The organism is Geodermatophilus aquaeductus (assembly GCF_900182545.1).
GTDB classification, from domain to species: domain Bacteria; phylum Actinomycetota; class Actinomycetes; order Mycobacteriales; family Geodermatophilaceae; genus Geodermatophilus; species Geodermatophilus aquaeductus.
In genome coordinates this window covers 562,190-578,623 of sequence record NZ_FXTJ01000001.1, presented here as the reverse complement: position 1 = coordinate 578,623, position 16,434 = coordinate 562,190, and the positions used below count along the sequence as shown (strand labels likewise).

Genomic DNA, 16,434 nt, shown 5'->3' with positions numbered 1-16,434 from the left:
TCAGGAGACCTTCTGGGCGTCGGTCAGCCAGCCGGCCAGGCGCTCCATGTAGCGGGCCTGGGCGGCGTAGTCCATGCCGACGTACTCCCACGGGTGCACCTGCCCCGCCTGCGCGGCCGGCAGCAGCTGGTAGGTGGGCTGGGTGGCCATCTCCTCGGGCGTCATGGCGCCGCGCAGCGAGTAGAGGAGAACGTCGCTGGCGTACTGCGGCACCTGCTCCCAGCCGGCGGTCTGCCAGAAGTAGCCCTCGCCGCCCGGATCCAGGAACTGCACGCCGAGGTCGGCGTAGAGGTGCAGCGACGGGTCGTCGGGCGCCTTGGCCATGTAGAAGCCCTCGTCAGGGTAGGCGGCCACCGGCAGCACGGTGACGCCGGAGGAGGCGGCCTCGGTGAGCGCGGCGGAGGCGTCCTCGTAGTCCTGCCGGGCGGCGCTGACCTCGTCGCTCTCCATGTCCGCGCCGAGGGACCCCGCGAGCTCGGCCGTGCGCTCGATGACGTCGGCGGCCGAGCCGCGCCAGGCGATCGCCACGACCGGCGCGATCTGCGCGACCTGCTCCTGCTGCTCGAGGGACTCGAAGCCGTACAGCGGCTGGGTGTCGTCCAGCGTCCCCTCGGAGTCGACCGGGTAGACGGTGGTCACGATGAGGTCGGGATCGGCTGCGGCGAGCGCCTCGAGGTCGATCTGCCCGTAGCTCTCGCCCACGATGTCGACGTCGGAGAGGTCGCGGCCCTCGAACTGCACGTCGTCGGCGGCCGAGGTCTGGCCGAAGGTGGCCACCGGCGCGATGCCGTAGTTCCACAGCGACGACGCGACGTCGTTGAGGCCGGCGACCCGCTCGGGCCGGCCGTCGAGCTCGACGGTGGTACCGACGTCGTCGGTGAACGACCAGCTCCCGGTCGCGGCCTCCGCCTCGTCGTCGGTGCCGGAGCCGGCGCAGGCGCTGGCGGCGAGTGCGGCCGCCAGCGCGAGGGAGGCGCCGAGCAGGCGCGGGGGTCGGGACACCAGGTTCTCCTCCGGATCGGGCAGGGGGTTCCCCCTGCGAGCGGAGGCAGGTTAGCCTTGCCTTACCGGCGGTCCGCAAGGGCCGTCCCCGAGCGGAGCGGAGACCGGCAGTGACGACGACGACCGAGGCCCCCGACGCGGCGGTGGCCGAGCTGCCGCAGTGGCTGTTCTTCGAGACCGTCGTCGCGCGGGTGGTGCCCCTGGGCCCGTCGATGGTGCGCATCACGCTGACCGGCCCGCGCCTGGGCGACTTCGGCGTCGCCGGTGACGACCAGCGGGTCAAGCTCGTCCTCGCCCCCGACCCCACCGCGCTGGCCGAGCTCCAGGCCGCCGGCGCCGAGTGGTACCCGGCCTACTGCGCCCTGGCCGAGGAGCGGCGCCCGGTCCTGCGCACCTACACCGTGCGCGCCGCCCGGCCCGAGCGGTCCGAGGTCGACGTCGACGTCGTCCTGCACGGGGTCTCCGACGGGCACGCCGGCCCGGCCGCCACCTGGGCCGCCGCCGCCCGCCCCGGCGACCCGATGGTCCTCATGGGCCCCGACCGGCCCGGCCGCGGCCGCGCCTGGGGCGTGGAGTGGGCACCGCCGGCGACCGCCACCTGCCTGCTGCTCGCCGGCGACGAGACCGCGGTGCCCGCCGTCAGCGCGATCCTCGAGTCGCTGGCGCCCGGGCAGCGCGCCGTCGCCGTCCTCGAGGTGCCCGAGGCCGCCGACCTGCAGGACCTGCGGCTGCCCCAGGGCGTCGAGGTGCGCTGGCTGGCCCGCGCCGACCGCCCCCGCGGCGACCTGCTCGTGCCCGCGGTGCACGCCGCCCTGGTCGACCTCGGCATCGCGGCGGCCCCGGCGCCGCTGCCCGAGGACGTGGACCTGGACACCGGGCTGCTGTGGGAGGTCCCCGAGGACCCCGCGGCGGGCGCCGGCTGCTACGCCTGGCTGGCCGGCGAGGCCGGGGTGGTCAAGCGGCTGCGCCGCCACCTGGTCGCCGACCTCGGCGTCGACCGGCGTGCGGTGGCCTTCATGGGCTACTGGCGCGAGGGCCGCGCCGAGTCCTAAGGGGCCTGGTGCCTCACCGGTGGAGGCGGCGGACCGGGACGACCATCGGGGTGCCGGCCACCGGGTCGGGCACCACGCGGGCCTCGAGGTCGAAGACGTCGGCCAGCAGTTGCTCGGTGAGCACCTCGTGCGGCGTCCCCGAGGCGACCAGGACGCCGTCGCGCATGGCCACCAGCCGGTGCGCGTAGCGCGCGGCCAGGTTGAGGTCGTGCAGCACGACGACGACGGTCCGCCCCCGCTCGGCGTGCAGCCGGGCCACGAGCTCCAGCACGTCGATCTGGTGCGACAGGTCCAGGTACGTCGTCGGCTCGTCCAGCAGGATCAGGTCGGTGCCCTGGGCGAGGGCCATGGAGATCCAGGCCCGCTGGCGCTGGCCGCCCGAGAGCTCGTCCACCGGCCGGTCGGCCAGGTCGGTCATGTCGGTCCAGGTCAGCGCCTCGGCGACGACCGCCTCGTCCTCGGCCGACCACTGCCGCAGCCAGCTCTGGTGCGGGTGCCGGCCGCGGGTGACGAGGTCGGCGACGGTGAGGCCGGCCGGCGCGATGGGCGTCTGCGGCAGCAGGCCGAGCACGCGGGCGACGTCGCGGGTCGGCGTCTTCTGGATCGCGCGGCCGTCGAGCAGCACCTGGCCGGCGGCGGGACGCATCAGCCGGCCCAGCGCGCGCAGCAGGGTGGACTTGCCACAGCCGTTGGGGCCGACGATCGCGGTGAACGAGCCGTCGGTGAGCGTGAGGTCGAGCCCGTCGACGACGACGCGGTCGTCGTAGGCCAGGCGCAGCCCCTCGGCGGCCAGGCGCACCCGCCCATCGGAGGTCGGGGCGGTCAGCGGGGGCGCGGCGGGAGTGGAGGTCGTCATGCGGTGGTCCGCCTCCCGCGGACGAGCAACCAGAGCAGGTAGGGGGCCCCGACCGTGGCGGTGAGGATGCCGACGGGCAGCGCCTGCGGCAGGACCGTGCGGGTGAGCAGGTCGGCCACCACGACGAGCGCCGCGCCGATGAGGCCCGAGGCCAGCAGCGGCGGACGCGAGCCGCCGGCGAGGCGGACGGCGATCTGGGGCACGACCAGCGCGACGAACGTGATCGGGCCGGCGGCCGAGACCGCCGCCGCGACCAGGACGACCGCGACGAGCACGACGGCGGCCTGGGCCGCGGACAGCCGCACGCCCAGCCCGCGCGCGGTGTCGTCACCGAACTGCAGCACGCCGAGCACGCGGCCGGCAGCGAGCGCCAGCGGCACGAGCACCGCCAAGGCGAGGGCCAGCGGCACCGCCTGGTCCCACGTGCGGGCGTTGAGCGAGCCGACGATCCACACGTAGGCGGCCGCGGCGTCGTAGATGGCCGCGCGGGTGAGCAGCCAGTCGACGACGGCCAGGGCGATCGAGGAGACCGCGACGCCGACCAGGACCAGCCGGTAGCCGTCGACGCCGGACCGGAACGCCAGGAGGAACAGCAGCAGGCCGGCGCCCAGCGCCCCGGCGAGGGCAGCGAGCGGGACCCCGAGACCGCCGAGGACCGCGCCGGCCGAGGAGGTGCCGCTGACGACGATCGCGACGACGGCGCCGACCGAGGCGCCCGAGGTGATCCCGAGGATGTCGGGGGAGGCCAGCGGGTTGCGCGCGAAGGTCTGGAACAGCGCCCCGGCGACCCCGAGCGCCAGCCCGACGAGCACGCCGACGACGACCCGCGGCGCCCGCAGCTCCAGCACGATGAACCGCTGGCTCTGCTCGCCCGCGCCGGCCAGCGTGCGCAGCACGTCGGTGACCCCGATCGGGTAGTCACCGCGCCCCAGCGCCACCGCGCCGAGCAGCACCACGACGACCAGCGCGACCACGGGCACGACGACCGACCGCCAGCGGAACCGCGCCGACGCCGGGCCGATCCGCAGGGCGACCGCGCGGCCGGCGGGGCGCCCGCCGGGTTCGGGCGGGACCGTCTCGCGGATGGTGTCGGCGGTCGCGGTCACGGGGCGGTCCTCACAGCGTCGTCGTCTTCCTGCGCCGCACGAGGGCGATGAAGAACGGCCCGCCGAGCAGGGCCAGGACGATGCCGACCTGCACCTCGCCGGGGCGCGCGATCACCCGGCCGACGACGTCGGCGGTGAGCAGCAGCACGGCCCCGGCCAGGGCGGAGCAGGGGACCAGCCAGCGGTGCGCCGGTCCGGTGAAGGTGCGGACGGCGTGCGGGACCACCAGTCCGAGGAAGGCGATCGGCCCGCAGGCCGCCGTCGCGGCGCCGGCGAGCAGCGTGATCGCCACGAGCCCCACCGTGCGGGCCAGCCACACCCGCTGTCCCAGCCCGCGCGCGACGTCCTCGCCCATGCCGAGCAGGTCCAGGGCCGGCGCGTTGAGCAGCGCGAGCACCAGGCCGGCGACGATGAACGGCAGCACCTGCCAGGCGATGTCGGCGCCGCGGCCGGCCAGCGCGCCGACCACCCAGAACCGGAAGGCGTCGAGTGAGTCGGTGTCGCTGACCAGGACGGCGCGCACGAGCGCGTAGAGCAGCGCGGACAGCGTGGACCCGGCCAGGGCGAGCGTGACCGGTGTGGCCCCGCCGCGGCCGGCCGCGCCGAGGACGTAGACGGCGACCGTGCCGGCCAGCGCGCCCGCGAAGGCGAACCACACGTATCCCGAGGGTGTGGTGACGCCGAGCAGGGCGATGGCGAGGACCACGGCGAAGGAGGCGCCGGCGGTGACGCCGAGCAGGCCGGGGTCGCCGAGCGGGTTGCGGGTGTGCCCCTGCATGAGGGCGCCGGCCACGCCGAGCGACGCGCCCACCATCAGGCCGAGCGCGGTCCGGGGGACCCGCAGGTCCCAGATGATCACCGCCTCCTCGGTGCGCAGGGAGCGGTCGGTGAGCGCGGTCCACACGGTGCCCAGGCCGAGCGGGCGGGTGCCGATGGCGACGCTGGCCGCGCAGGCGACGACGACGAGGACGAGGAGCGCGACCAGGCCGAGGACGCGGCGTCGGGTCCGGGCGGTCCGCTGGGGGCGCACCGGGGTCCCGGGGGTCGCCGCGGGAGCGCGGGTGACACTGGGGACGGACACCGGGCAGCTCCGGACGGTCGTGATCAGGCAAGGCTCACCTTAGTACCCGGATCCGGCGTCCTCACCCGCGTGGGTCACCGCTTCATGCGGCGGCTCCCGCCGTGCCAGTCCTCCTGTACCCCGACCTCGTCGGGGCGCACGCCGGCGGCGACGAGCTGTGGCCGCTCGCGCAGGCTCCGCTTGAGCTCCGCGAACCCGGGGAAGCGGGCGAGGCCCACCACGTGGTCCCACAGCTCGGCCGCGCGGTCCTCCGGCGGCACGCGGCTGATGACCGGGCCGAAGAAGGCCACGCCCTCCGGTGGCTCGAAGTGCAGGATCGGCGTCCCGACGTCCCTCCCGGTGAGCGCGAGCGCCTCGTCGGTCTCGGCGCGGACGACGGCGTCCCAGCGGTCGTCGTCGAGGGCGGCGGCGAGGTCGGCCGGCAGGCCGGCGCGCTCGAGCACCGGCTCGAGGTAGCCGCGGGTGCCGCGCTCGCCGGCGGTGCCGGGCCGGTCGGGCTCGGTGTCGTGGATGCGCTCGCCGAGGCGCTCGTACAGCGTGCCGACCGCCGCCCGGCCGTGCTCCTCCCGCGTGCGGGCGGCCACCCGCAGCAGCCGCAGCCCGGCGGTGTGGCCGGCCTCGTACTCGGGCGGGAACTGGGCGTCGTAGTCGACGTGCGCGTTGAGCAGGCGCAGCGAGATGAACCGCCAGTCGACGTCGTACGCCCGCTGGGCCGCGACGGTGCGGACCCACCGGCTGGTCAGCCACGCGAACGGGCACACCGGGTCGAAGTAGAAGTGCAGGTCGGCCATGAGCACGATGCTGCTCCGCCCGGCGGGGTCCCGCCTGCGCCCGCCGTGCCGGCGTTCCTCGCGCGGTGCCGGTCCTGCAGCGCGGGCGGTGCGCGAGGAACCCCGGCAACGTGCGCCGGAGCGGTCGCTCCTGGGGCGGCGTTCGTGCTCCTGGGGTGCTGCAGGACCCCAGGAGGGCGAGGACCACTTCAGGAGGCGGGGGTCAGCGGGGGAGGAGGGGGCTTGATCGCGGTCCGGACCTCCGGGACGCCCCGTCGCCCGGCAGTGCCGGCGTTCCTCGCGCGGTGCCGGTCCTGCAGCGCGGGCGGTGCGCGAGGAACCCCGGCAAGGCCGCCGGCTCCCGCGGTGTTCCACCCGCTCCTGCGGCGTCGTGACACCGCAGGAGCACGCGGAGGACCGCAGGCCCCGCGGTCAGCGAGGGAGGAGGGCCTCGATGGCGGTGCGGACCTCCGGGGCGCCCGGGTCGGTCATCGGGCGGAACCGCGCCATCACCGCGCCGTCGCCGTCGACCAGGAACTTCTCGAAGTTCCACTGCACCGGCCCGGCCTCGCCGGCGGCGTCGGGCGTCTCGGTGAGTCGCTGGTACACCGGGTGCGCGCCCTCGCCGTTGACGTCGACCTTCGCGGTCATCGGGAAGGTGACGCCGTAGGTGGCCGAGCAGAAGCCGGCGATCTCCTCGGCGGTGCCCGGCTCCTGCCCGGCGAACTGGTTGCACGGGACGCCGACCACGGTGAACCCGCGCGCGCCGTACTCCTCCTGCAGCTCCTCGAGCCGGGCGTACTGCGGGGTCAGGCCGCACCGGCTGGCGACGTTGACCACCAGGGCGGGACGGCCGCCGGTGAGCGCGCCGAGCGTGGTGTCCTCGCCCTGCAGGGTCGAGACGGGCAGGTCGAGCAGGTCGCTCACGGGGTCTCCTCGCAGCCGGGGCCGGTCGACCGCAGCAGCGCGCGGGCCGGCCGGCTCATTCCAGGCCGCTGACGTCGTCGGGCACGTCGACGGCGTACTGGCGCAGCGCGGACAGCGGCACGACCTCCAGGGACCGCTCGTTCGTGGCCGCCAGGACCACCCCGGCGGCGGCGCCGGCGCGGTAGGCCTGCAGCCACCGGGTGGCGACGACGCACCAGCGGTCACCGGGCGCGAGCCCCGGGAAGCCGTACTCCGGCCGCGGCGTCGTGAGGTCGTTGCCGAGCTCGCGCTGCATCGCCAGGAACTCGCGGGAGACGACGGCGCAGACCGTGTGGCTGCCCAGGTCGTCCGGGCCGGTGCGGCAGGCGCCGTCGCGGTAGAAGCCGGTCAGCGGCTCGGTGCCGCACGCCTCGAGCGGGCCGCCCAGCACGTTGCGCTCGGTCCTGGGCTCCGGCTCCGTCACGACCGTGATCGTCGCAGGGGACGGGAGGGCGCGCGCGTCCGCGGACCCGGCCGGCGACGCTGCCGGCCGGGTCCGCGGTGCGGGTCGGGCGGTGCCGGTCAGACGGTGTCCGCCCGGCGGCGACCGGCGAGGGTCAGGCCGGTCCCCAGCGCGAGGGCCAGCAGGGCCGCCGCGAGGGCGGTCGCCGTCTCGGTGCCGGTGTAGGCCAGTTCGCCGCCGTCCCCGGAGCGACCGGAGGTCGTCCAGGGGCCGGCCGACCAGTGCCCGCCCGCGGACGCCGGCCGGACGACCCCGTGCCCGGAGACGGAGGCGGAGCCGGAGGTGTGGCCGGGGCCCGCGGTGCCGGCGCCCGGACCGTCCGAGCCGTCCTGCGGCGTGCCGGGGTGCTCCGGGTCCGTGGGGTCGGTCGGGTCGGTCGGGTCGGTGGGGTCGGTCGACGGCGAGCAGTCGCCGAGGACGTCGCCGAGCAGGCCGATACCCAGGCCGCAGACGGTCACCGGCACGTCGACGTCGATGCCGCCGTCGGGACCGTCCCCGCCGGTGCCGGGACCGTCGGTGCCACCGGTGCCCTCGGGAGAGCACCCGCCGAGGGCGTCGCCGAGGAGGCCGATGCCGTTGCCGCAGACCGTCACCGGCAGGTCGACGTCGAGCAGGCCGCCGTCGCTGTCGGTGCCGGAGCCTCCGCCGGGCGTCGCCGGGGTGCAGTCGCCGGCCGCGTCGCCGAGCACGCCGGCGCCGTTGCCGCAGACCGTCACCGGCAGGTCGACGTCGAGCAGGCCGCCGTCGCCGTCGGTGCCGGAGCCTCCGCCGGGCGTCGCCGGGGTGCAGTCGCCGGCCGCGTCGCCGAGCACGCCGGCGCCGTTGCCGCACACGGTGACCGGGACGTCGACGTCGAGCAGGTCGCCGAGCGGACCGGGGTCGGCCGGCGCGGAGGCCGGGGGAGTCGCCGCGGTGCAGCCGCCGAGCGCGTCACCGAGGACGCCCACGCCGTTCCCGCACACGGTGACGGGCACGGTCACCGCGCCGTCGGGGGCAGCGGGCGCGGTGCCGCCGGCCTCGGCGTCGCCGAGCACGCCGATCGCGTTGCCGACGACGGTCACCGGCACCACGACGTCGGCCGGCGCGGTGCTGCCGGGCGCGGGCGCGGCCGGCTCCTGAGTGGCGGTGCCGCCGGCCGCGGAGGCGTCGTTGCCCCCGATGGTCACGGGCACGGAGACGGCGACCGGGCCCAGGTCGAGGGCGATGTCCTGCGAGACGGCGGGCAGGTCCAGCCCGCCGAGGGCGGTGCCGGTGTCGAGGACACCGAGCGCGTTGTCGGTGACGGTGACCGGCACGGTCACGTCGAGGTCGTCGGAGGCGGCGGCGACACCGGTGCCGAGGGCCACGAGGCCGCCGGTCATCAGTGCCACGCGCAGGGCGCGGGTGGCCCAGGTGTGCATGGGGTGCTCCTGACTGAGGTGAGGTCCGCGGTCCCGGACGGGACGGCGGGGCGTGCGCTGCGACCGGCTCGGGAGCCGGGAGCGCGTTCCTCAGTCGGGGGAGCTGGCGGGGTCGACCGGGTCGCCGGCGGCGGCGTCCCGGGCCCCGGCGGAGGCGGCCCGCGCGGCCGCCGGTGACGCGACGGGGACCGTCGCGCCGAGGTCTGCGGAGGGCTGGTCGCGGTCGGCGCCGGCACCACCGGCGACAGCGCCCGTGGACGCCGGGACGGCCGCCACCGGGACGGCGGGCGCGGCGGGAGCGACCGGGACGACCGGCGACGGGGTGGCGACGGGTGCGAGAACGGCGCTCCGGGCGGTGTCCGCGGAGTGCGCGGACCGGACCGTCGCGTCGCCGTCCTGCGCGCTAGCCGGGCCGGTGGGGGCCGCGACCGGGGCCGACGGAGCAGCAACCACGGACGGGTCGACCGGGTCGACGGCGTCGAGGACCGGCGACGGGGCGCCGGGGACAGCCGGGAGGACGACGTCGGTCACGGGAGGGAGCACCTCGGTGGCCGGGGCGAGCGCGTCGGTCACCGGCGACAGCACGTCGGTGACGGGAGCGAGGGCGTCCGTGACCGGGGCGAGGGCGTCGGTGACCGGGGTCAGGGCGTCCGTGACCGGCCGCAGCACCTGCGCCACCGGGGTCACCACCGGCGCGACGACGTCGCGCAGCGGCGGCGTGACCGGCGCGACCACCTCGGCCACCGGCGCCAGCACGGGGGTCACCGCCTGGGACAGGGGCGGGACCACCGGCTGGGCGACGGGCTGGACGACCGCCTCGGCGACCTGGCCCACGGGTGCGGTGACCGCCCCGAGCAGGCCGCCGGGCGGCTCCTCGGCCGAGGCGGCGGACGCGCCGGCCAGCCAGACCCCGGCACCGATCCCGGCGAGGACGAGGGTCCGTCCACCCCACCGGCGCAGGCGGGCACGACGGCCCGGCAGCACAGGACGCTCGGCCATCGCACCTCCCCTCGGTGTCGTCGGACACGGTGCTTACTCATTGGAGCGGGACGGCTACGGAGAGCGCCACCTGGAACCCGTCGTCCGATGGGGTGGTCCGCAGGACCGTTCCGTCACGTTCCGTGAGGCACCGGCCCCCGTCCCGGCCGCCGGCGGGCAGTGGCAGGGTGCTGCTGTGACCGCTGACACCCCGTCCGCACCGGTGCTCTGGCAGCCCACCGAGGAGGTCCGGGAGGCCACCCGGCTCGCCGCCTTCGCCCGCGAGGTGGCCGCCCGCCGCGGGCTCGACCTCGACCCCGGCGACTACGACGCGATCTGGCGCTGGTCGGTGGAGCACCTCGACCAGTTCTGGGCCGACGTCGCCGTGTGGTCCGGCGTCCTCCCCGAGCGCGTCCCCGACGACAGGGTCCTGACCCGGCGCGAGATGCCGGGCGCGGAGTGGTTCCCCGACGCCACGGTCAACTACGCCGAGCAGGCGCTGCGGCACGCCACGGACGCGCACCCGGCCCTGATCGCCGTCGCCGAGGACACCGAGCCGGTCGAGGTCTCCTGGGCCGAGCTGCGCGCGCAGGTGGGCGCGTTCGCCGCCACCCTGCGCCGCCTCGGCGTGCAGCGCGGGGACCGCGTCGTCGGGTACCTGCCCAACGTGCCGGAGGCGGTGGTCGCCTTCCTCGGCGCCGCCTCGATCGGCGCGGTGTGGTCCTCCTGCGCGCCGGACTTCGGCACCCGGGCGGTCCTCGACCGCTTCGCCCAGATCGAGCCCACCGTGCTGGTCGCCGTCGACGGCTACCGCTTCAACGGGAAGGCCCACGATCGGCGGGAGGTCGTCGCCGAGCTGCGGGCCGCCCTGCCGACCGTACGGACGACGGTCGCGGTGCCCCGGCTGTTCCCCGACGAGGTGCCCGACGGGGCGATGCCCTGGGCCGACGCCGTCGCCGACCGGCAGGACCCGGTGTTCGAGGCGCTGCCGTTCGAGCACCCGCTGTGGATCGTCTACTCGTCGGGCACCACCGGGCTGCCCAAGGGGATCGTGCACGGGCACGGCGGCGTGGCCCTCGAGGAGCACAAGCAGCTGGGCCTGCACGGCGACGTCGGCCCCGGCGACCGCTTCTACTGGTACGCCTCCACCGCCTGGATCATGTGGAACATCGCCACCTCGGCGCTGCTGCGCGGCGCGACCGTGGTGGTCCACGACGGCGCCCCGGCGTACCCGTCGGTCGACGCGCAGTTCGCCCTCGCCGCGCGCACCGGCATCACCTACCTGGGCACGAGCGCCGGCTACCTCATCGCCTGCGAGAAGGCGGGCATCCGGCCGGGGGAGACGCACGACCTGTCGGCGCTGCGCGTCATCGGGTCCACCGGCTCACCGCTGCCGGCGTCGGCGTTCCACTGGGTCTACGACGCGGTGGGCGGCGACGTCTTCCTCAGCTCGGCCTCCGGCGGCACCGACGTCGCCACCGGGTTCATCGGCAGCACCCTGCTGCTCCCGGTGACGGCCGGCGAGCTGCAGCGGCCGATGCTCGGCGTCGCGGCGGCGGCCTGGAACGAGGCCGGCGAGCCGGTGGTGGGTGAGCTCGGCGAGCTGGTGATCACCGAGCCGATGCCGTCGATGCCGCTGTACTTCTGGAACGACGCCGACGGCACCCGCTACCGCGAGGCGTACTTCGAGCCGTGGCCCGGCGTGTGGCGGCACGGCGACTGGATGGAGGTCACCGACCGCGGCACCTGCATCATCACCGGGCGCTCGGACTCCACGCTCAACCGCGGCGGCGTGCGCATGGGCACCGCCGACATCTACGCCGCCGTCGAGTCGTTCCCCGAGATCGCCGACTGCGTCGTCCTCGGCGTCGAGCAGCGCGACGGCGGCTACTGGATGCCGCTGTTCGTCCAGATGGCGCCCGGCGCGGAACTCACCGACGAGCTCGCCGGGCGCATCCGGGCCGCCATCCGCAGCTCGGCCAGCCCGCGGCACGTGCCCGACGAGATCCTCGTGGCGCCCGGCGTCCCGCACACCCGCACCGGCAAGCGGCTGGAGGTCCCGCTCAAGCGGCTGTTCCAGGGCGTGCCGCCGGAGAAGGCGGTCAACCCCGGGGCCGTCGACGACGCGTCCCTGGTCGAGCACTACATCGGGCTGGCCCGGGAGCGCGGCGCCCGCTAGGACCGGAAGGGCCCGTACAGCGCCGCCCACTGCAGCAGCAGGACGGTCTTGGCGTCGGCGATCCGGCCGTCGCCGGCCATGGCCAGCGCCTCGTCGACGGACAGCTCGAGCACCTCGATGTCCTCGCCCTCCTCGGCGAGCCCGCCCCCGGCCGACACGCGGTCGGCCGGGGTGTACGGGCCGGCGAAGAAGGCGAGCCGCTCGGTCACCGACCCCGGGCTCATGAACAGGTCCGGCAGCCGGGTGAGCGCGCCGACGGCGACGCCGAGCTCCTCCTCGGCCTCCCGGCGGACCGCGGCCTCGGCGTCCTGCTCGTCCAGGAGCCCGGCCGCGGTCTCGACGAGCATCCCGTCGGGGGAGCCGTTGACGTAGGCGGGGAACCGGAACTGCCGGGTGAGCAGCACCGTGCGGCGGGCGGTGTCGTACAGCAGGACCGTCGCGCCGTTGCCGCGGTCGTGGGTCTCGCGTTGCTCGGTGCGCCAGGTGCCGTCACGGCCGCGGCGCTCGAGCGTCGTCCGCCGGTTGACGTACCAGGAGCTGGAGAGCACCTCGACGTCCCGGACGACGACGTCGGGGTTGCCGGTGAGGTCGCGCCCCACCAGGTCCAGGCCGGTCCGCCCGCGGGCGTCGGGCAGGTCCACGCCGAGGACGCCGGTCACCGCGACACCGCCGGCACCTCGTCGACGGCGGTGTAGACCGCGGCGCCGCGGGCCCGGGCGAGCTCCACCATCTCGTCGGAACCCGCGGACGTGCCGGGCAGCCGGAGGACGGCGTCGCAGCGGGCCACCAGCCGCCGGCCCATCGGGTGGAACACCTCGTCGAAGGCGGCGTCGCCCACCCGCGTGGAGCCCGCGAGCTCCGCCAGCGGCAGGGCCAGGTCCTCCCCGTTGACGGCGAGGTGGCCGGCGCGGAAGAGCTCCAGGCAGGCGAGCTGGATCGCCCGGTGGTTGGCCGCGATCTTCTCCGGGTCGTCGCCGGTGCCCCCGCGGTAGGGGCCGGCGACCAGGATCATCAGGGGCTGGTTCATACGAGGTCGACCTCCACGCCGGCGTCGTCGAGCGCGGCGAGGGTCTCCTGCGCCGCGGGGGTGAGCTGGGGGTCGCGGGCGCTGGCGTCCGTGACCAGGCGGCCGACCGCGTCCAGCGGGGCGACCGAGGCGAAGGCGCGCACGCCGAGCTTCGAGGCGTCGGCGACGACGAGCGTGCTGCGGGCCTGCTGCAGCCCGACCTGCTTGACCGCGGCGTCCTCGAGCGTGAACTCCGACCACCCGGCCGCGGCGCTCACCGCCCCGATCGACATGACGAACAGGTCGAAGGTGAGCTGCCGCAGCACCGCGGCGGTCAATGGCCCGGCCAGGCTGCGCTCACCGGGGCGGGCCTCGCCGCCGACGACGAGCAGGCGGACGCCGGGCCGGTCGGCCAGCGCGTCGGCCACCGGCAGGCTCACGACGGCGGCGGTGAACGGGCCCTCCCCGGCGGCGGCGCGGTCGGCCAGGGCGCGCGCGACGTGCACCGTCGTCGTCCCGGCGTCGAGCAGCACGGTCGAGCCCGGCTCGACGCGGGCGGCGGCCGCCCGGCCGATGCGGTCCTTGAGCCCGGCCTGCCAGCCGGCGCGGGCGGCGAATCCGCTCTCCGGCCCGGCGACGGCGACCGCACCCCCGCGCACCCGCTCGACCAGCCCGCGGGCCTGCAGCGCGTCGAGGTCGCGGCGGACGGTCATCTCGGAGACCCCGAGGCGGGCGGCGAGGTCGGCGAGCGAGGCGCGCCCGGCGTTGCGCACCAGCCGCAGCGTCACGTCGAGTCGGTCGGCCACGGCGGCTTTCTACCAGACCGCTGTGAGTTCTGTGAAGAGATTGTGAGGTCGACCGGGACGGACGTGCGCTCGGTCACGCCGGCGCGGTTGCGCCGTGCGCGGCTCCCGGGGGGCCAGGAAGGTGGAGCGGGACCACCCCCCGACGACGCAGAGAGGCCCCGCGACGATGACGTCGAGCCAGGAGCGCCCCACCGAGCTGCTCGAGCCCCAGCCCCCCGTGCTGCTGCCGCCGTGGCACACGCCGGAGCGCGAGGCGCTGCAGCTGCAGGCCCGCCGGTTCGCCGCCGAGGAGGTGCTGCCGGTCGCCGACGAGCTCGACCCGCAGAAGGGGCTGCTGCCGGAGTCGCTGCTGGCGCGGATGGCCGAGCTGGGCTACTTCGGCATCACCGTGCCGGCCGAGCACGGCGGGCTGGGCCTCGGCGTCTTCGAGTACTGCATGGTCTCCGAGGAGCTGGCCCGCGCCTGGATGAGCAGCGCCAGCATCCTGGCCCGCTCGCAGGGCCTCGGGACGGCGGTGGCCGACGCGGCCCGCCGCGAGGAGCTGCTGCGCCGCAGCGCGAAGGGCGAGTGGATCGGCGCCATCGCGCTGTCCGAGCCCGACGCCGGCTCCGACCTCGCCGGCGTCTCCACCCGGGCCGTCCTCGACGGGGACGAGTGGGTGGTCACCGGGCACAAGCGCTGGTGCGGCAACGCCGAGGCCGCGGACTTCATCCAGGTGCTCGTCCGCGAGCGCGACCCCGAGCCGGGGGAGTCCCGGTCGAAGGGGCTGGTCAACCTGCTGCTGGAGAAGGAGCGCGGCTCGTTCCCGCCCGGCCTCACCGGCACGCCGATCGACAAGATCGGCTACCACGGCTTCCTCACCTGGGACCTGGTCCTCGACGGCGTCCGCATCCCGCGGGACAACGTCGTCGACGAGGCCGCCGCGAGCGACGAGCAGGGCGAGGCCGCCGCGCGCGCCGGCTTCGCGGCGGCCCAGGCGTTCCTCAACACCGCGCGGGTGCACACCGCCGCCCGCGCGGTCGGCCTCGCCCGGGCCGCGCTCGAGGACTCGGTGGTCTACCTGCAGGAGCGCGAGCAGTTCGGCCACCCGATCGCCGACTTCCAGGCGCTGCGCTTCGCCGTCGCCGAGATGGCCGCGCAGATCGAGCAGGCCCGCGCCTTCTACCGGCAGGTGGCCCACCTCATCGACCTGGGCGTGCGCTGCGAGCGGGAGGCCTCGATGGTCAAGCTCGAGGCCACCGAGATGGCGGTGCGGGTGACCAACCAGGCCATGCAGCTGCACGGCGGCAACGGCTACACCACCGAGCGGCAGGTGGAGCGGCACTGGCGCGACGCCCGGCTGACCACGATCTTCGAGGGCACCAGCGAGATCCAGAAACGGATCATCAGCGACCGCCTGCTGCCCCGCTCGCCCCTCACCTGAGCCCGGGTCCCGCCTCTCGCGCGCGAGAGGCGGGACCCGAGGGGGCTCAGGCGGTGGCGACGGCGGCCTCGTCGGCGTGCCCGATGTGCCCGAGCTCCCGCCAGACGAGGGCGAGCAGCACCGCCGAGCCGGCGAAGGCGAACCAGAACGGCCCGGTGACGCCCCAGATCCGCGCCACGACGCCGCCGACGGCCTGGCCGAGCAGGATGCCACCGAACACGCCCATCGCGTAGAGACTCCCGACCCGCCCCTGCAGCGGACCCGGCACGGCGCGCATCCGCACCGTGCGCGACGTCGTCCCCCAGATGAACGCGTGCGCGCCGAAGACGAACAGCACCGCCGCGGCCACCCAGGGCGTGGTGGTCAGCGCCAGGGCCGCGTGCACGAGCGTCTCGATGGTCAGGCCCACCCGCATCAGCGTGGCCATGCCGACGTGCCGCTCGAGCCAGTCGTAGGACGCCGTCCCGACGATGCCGCCCAGCGCCCCCACGGTGGTGAGCAGGCCGAAACCCGCCGCGCCCAGGCCCAGCCGCTGGTCGGCGTAGAGCACGAGCACCGACCACGCCGCGCCGTAGGTGACGTTGAACAGCACGATCGTGAGCGTCAGCGTCCGCACCGCCGCGTTGCCCCAGGTCCAGCGGAGTCCCTCGGCGATGTCCCGGCCGATCCGGGCCCGCTGTGCCGGGCGCTCGGGCCGCGGGACGCGCATGCGCCCGATGAGCACCGCGCCCAGCGCCACGAGCACCGCCTGCGCCAGGAACGGCCACGCGGCGCCGGCCAGGAACAGCACGCCGCCGACCGCCGGGCCGGCGAGCTGGTTCATCGTCAGCGTGCCCGCGGTGAGGCGGGCGTTGCCGACGCCCAGGTCGGCGCGGTCGACGACCATCGGCAGCAGCGTGCCCGCCGCGGTGTCGGCGAAGACCTCCGCGGTGCCGAGGACGAACAGCGCGGCCAGCACCGGCACCAGTCCGACGTCGGTGGTGAGGAGAGCCGCGGAGAGCACGACGAGCACGCCCGCCCGGGCCAGGTCGACGGCGACGACGAGTGCCCGGCGGTCCACCCGGTCGGCCAGGACGCCGGCGTGAAGGCCGAACAGCAGCCACGGCAGCTGCTGCAGCAGGGCGCCGAGCGCGACCAGCAGCGGGTCCTGTGTGCGCGCGGCCACCAGCAGCGGGCCGGCGGCCAGGGCCACGCCGTCGCCGAGGTTGCCCACCCACGACGACGCCATGAGCCAGCGGAACGCCGTCCCCATCCGGGCGGGGAGCACCGCCTCGACCACCCGGCCCACGAGGGAGGGACTGTAGTGCCGACCGTTCCTGCTCTCCTCCGGTAATCCGGCTGCTCCC

16 protein-coding genes are annotated in these 16,434 nt (G+C 76.2%); 3 read left to right on the top strand and 13 right to left on the bottom strand.

Annotated elements, in window-relative coordinates; translation table 11 throughout:
- Positions 1 to 1,002, bottom strand: a complete 1,002-nt coding sequence (locus FN207_RS02865; protein WP_221888002.1) for an ABC transporter substrate-binding protein — start codon at positions 1,000 to 1,002, stop codon at positions 1 to 3.
- Positions 1,003 to 1,112: 110 nt separating this feature from the next.
- On the opposite strand from FN207_RS02865, the gene FN207_RS02860 reads away from it, so the two are divergent.
- The gene (locus FN207_RS02860) at positions 1,113 to 2,054 is read left to right on the top strand and encodes a siderophore-interacting protein (RefSeq protein WP_142456814.1); all 942 of its coding nucleotides are present in this window, start codon (positions 1,113 to 1,115) and stop codon (positions 2,052 to 2,054) included.
- A 13-nt stretch (positions 2,055 to 2,067) separates the two neighbouring features.
- Here FN207_RS02860 and FN207_RS02855 read toward each other — a convergent pair whose 3' ends face one another.
- From FN207_RS02855 to FN207_RS02820, 8 genes are all read right to left on the bottom strand, one after another.
- Entirely contained in the window at positions 2,068 to 2,910 is an 843-nt protein-coding gene (locus FN207_RS02855; RefSeq protein ID WP_142456813.1) for an ABC transporter ATP-binding protein, read from the bottom strand.
- Positions 2,907 to 4,016 carry a FecCD family ABC transporter permease gene (locus tag FN207_RS02850; protein WP_142456812.1) on the bottom strand — a complete coding sequence of 370 codons (1,110 nt, stop codon included), beginning with the start codon at positions 4,014 to 4,016 and terminating at the stop codon, positions 2,907 to 2,909. Before FN207_RS02850 ends, FN207_RS02855 begins: the two co-directional genes overlap by 4 nt.
- Before the next feature lie 10 nt (positions 4,017 to 4,026).
- A complete protein-coding gene (locus FN207_RS02845) occupies positions 4,027 to 5,097 on the bottom strand; it encodes a FecCD family ABC transporter permease (protein WP_246065705.1) in 1,071 nt (356 codons plus the stop codon).
- A 74-nt stretch (positions 5,098 to 5,171) separates the two neighbouring features.
- Positions 5,172 to 5,888, bottom strand: a complete 717-nt coding sequence (locus FN207_RS02840; RefSeq protein ID WP_142456811.1) for a mycothiol-dependent nitroreductase Rv2466c family protein — start codon at positions 5,886 to 5,888, stop codon at positions 5,172 to 5,174.
- Between the two features lie 411 nt (positions 5,889 to 6,299).
- Positions 6,300 to 6,794, bottom strand: a complete 495-nt coding sequence (locus FN207_RS02835; protein WP_142456810.1) for a glutathione peroxidase — start codon at positions 6,792 to 6,794, stop codon at positions 6,300 to 6,302.
- Between the two features lie 55 nt (positions 6,795 to 6,849).
- Positions 6,850 to 7,257 carry a DUF2237 family protein gene (locus FN207_RS02830; RefSeq protein WP_142456809.1) on the bottom strand — a complete coding sequence of 136 codons (408 nt, stop codon included), beginning with the start codon at positions 7,255 to 7,257 and terminating at the stop codon, positions 6,850 to 6,852.
- Between the two features lie 98 nt (positions 7,258 to 7,355).
- Positions 7,356 to 8,696 (bottom strand): hypothetical protein, encoded by a 1,341-nt coding sequence (locus FN207_RS02825; RefSeq protein ID WP_142456808.1) that lies wholly within the window; start codon positions 8,694 to 8,696, stop codon positions 7,356 to 7,358.
- A 90-nt stretch (positions 8,697 to 8,786) separates the two neighbouring features.
- Positions 8,787 to 9,695, bottom strand: a complete 909-nt coding sequence (locus tag FN207_RS02820) for a hypothetical protein (protein ID WP_142456807.1) — start codon at positions 9,693 to 9,695, stop codon at positions 8,787 to 8,789.
- Positions 9,696 to 9,870: 175 nt separating this feature from the next.
- Here FN207_RS02820 and FN207_RS02815 point away from each other — a divergent pair, with 175 nt between their 5' ends.
- Positions 9,871 to 11,853 carry an acetoacetate--CoA ligase gene (locus FN207_RS02815; RefSeq protein ID WP_142456806.1) on the top strand — a complete coding sequence of 661 codons (1,983 nt, stop codon included), beginning with the start codon at positions 9,871 to 9,873 and terminating at the stop codon, positions 11,851 to 11,853.
- Here the strand turns inward: FN207_RS02815 and FN207_RS02810 are convergent.
- Genes FN207_RS02810 through FN207_RS02800 form a run of 3 tightly spaced genes read right to left on the bottom strand, consistent with a single transcriptional unit; the run spans position 11,850 to position 13,665 of the window.
- Positions 11,850 to 12,512, bottom strand: a complete 663-nt coding sequence (locus FN207_RS02810; RefSeq protein WP_142456805.1) for an NUDIX domain-containing protein — start codon at positions 12,510 to 12,512, stop codon at positions 11,850 to 11,852. The genes FN207_RS02815 and FN207_RS02810 overlap by 4 nt on opposite strands.
- Complete coding sequence (locus FN207_RS02805) at positions 12,509 to 12,880, bottom strand: DUF4406 domain-containing protein (RefSeq protein WP_142456804.1); 372 nt, start codon at positions 12,878 to 12,880, stop codon at positions 12,509 to 12,511. The genes FN207_RS02810 and FN207_RS02805 overlap by 4 nt, the downstream gene beginning before the upstream one ends.
- The gene (locus FN207_RS02800; protein WP_142456803.1) at positions 12,877 to 13,665 is read right to left on the bottom strand and encodes a DeoR/GlpR family DNA-binding transcription regulator; all 789 of its coding nucleotides are present in this window, start codon (positions 13,663 to 13,665) and stop codon (positions 12,877 to 12,879) included. Before FN207_RS02800 ends, FN207_RS02805 begins: the two co-directional genes overlap by 4 nt.
- A 166-nt stretch (positions 13,666 to 13,831) precedes the next feature.
- Between FN207_RS02800 and FN207_RS02795 the strand changes: the two genes are divergently transcribed.
- Entirely contained in the window at positions 13,832 to 15,088 is a 1,257-nt protein-coding gene (locus FN207_RS02795) for an acyl-CoA dehydrogenase family protein (protein WP_142456802.1), read from the top strand.
- A 46-nt stretch (positions 15,089 to 15,134) separates the two neighbouring features.
- Here FN207_RS02795 and FN207_RS02790 read toward each other — a convergent pair whose 3' ends face one another.
- Positions 15,135 to 16,376 carry an MFS transporter gene (locus FN207_RS02790; protein ID WP_142456801.1) on the bottom strand — a complete coding sequence of 414 codons (1,242 nt, stop codon included), beginning with the start codon at positions 16,374 to 16,376 and terminating at the stop codon, positions 15,135 to 15,137.
- Between the last annotated feature and the right edge of the window lie 58 nt (positions 16,377 to 16,434).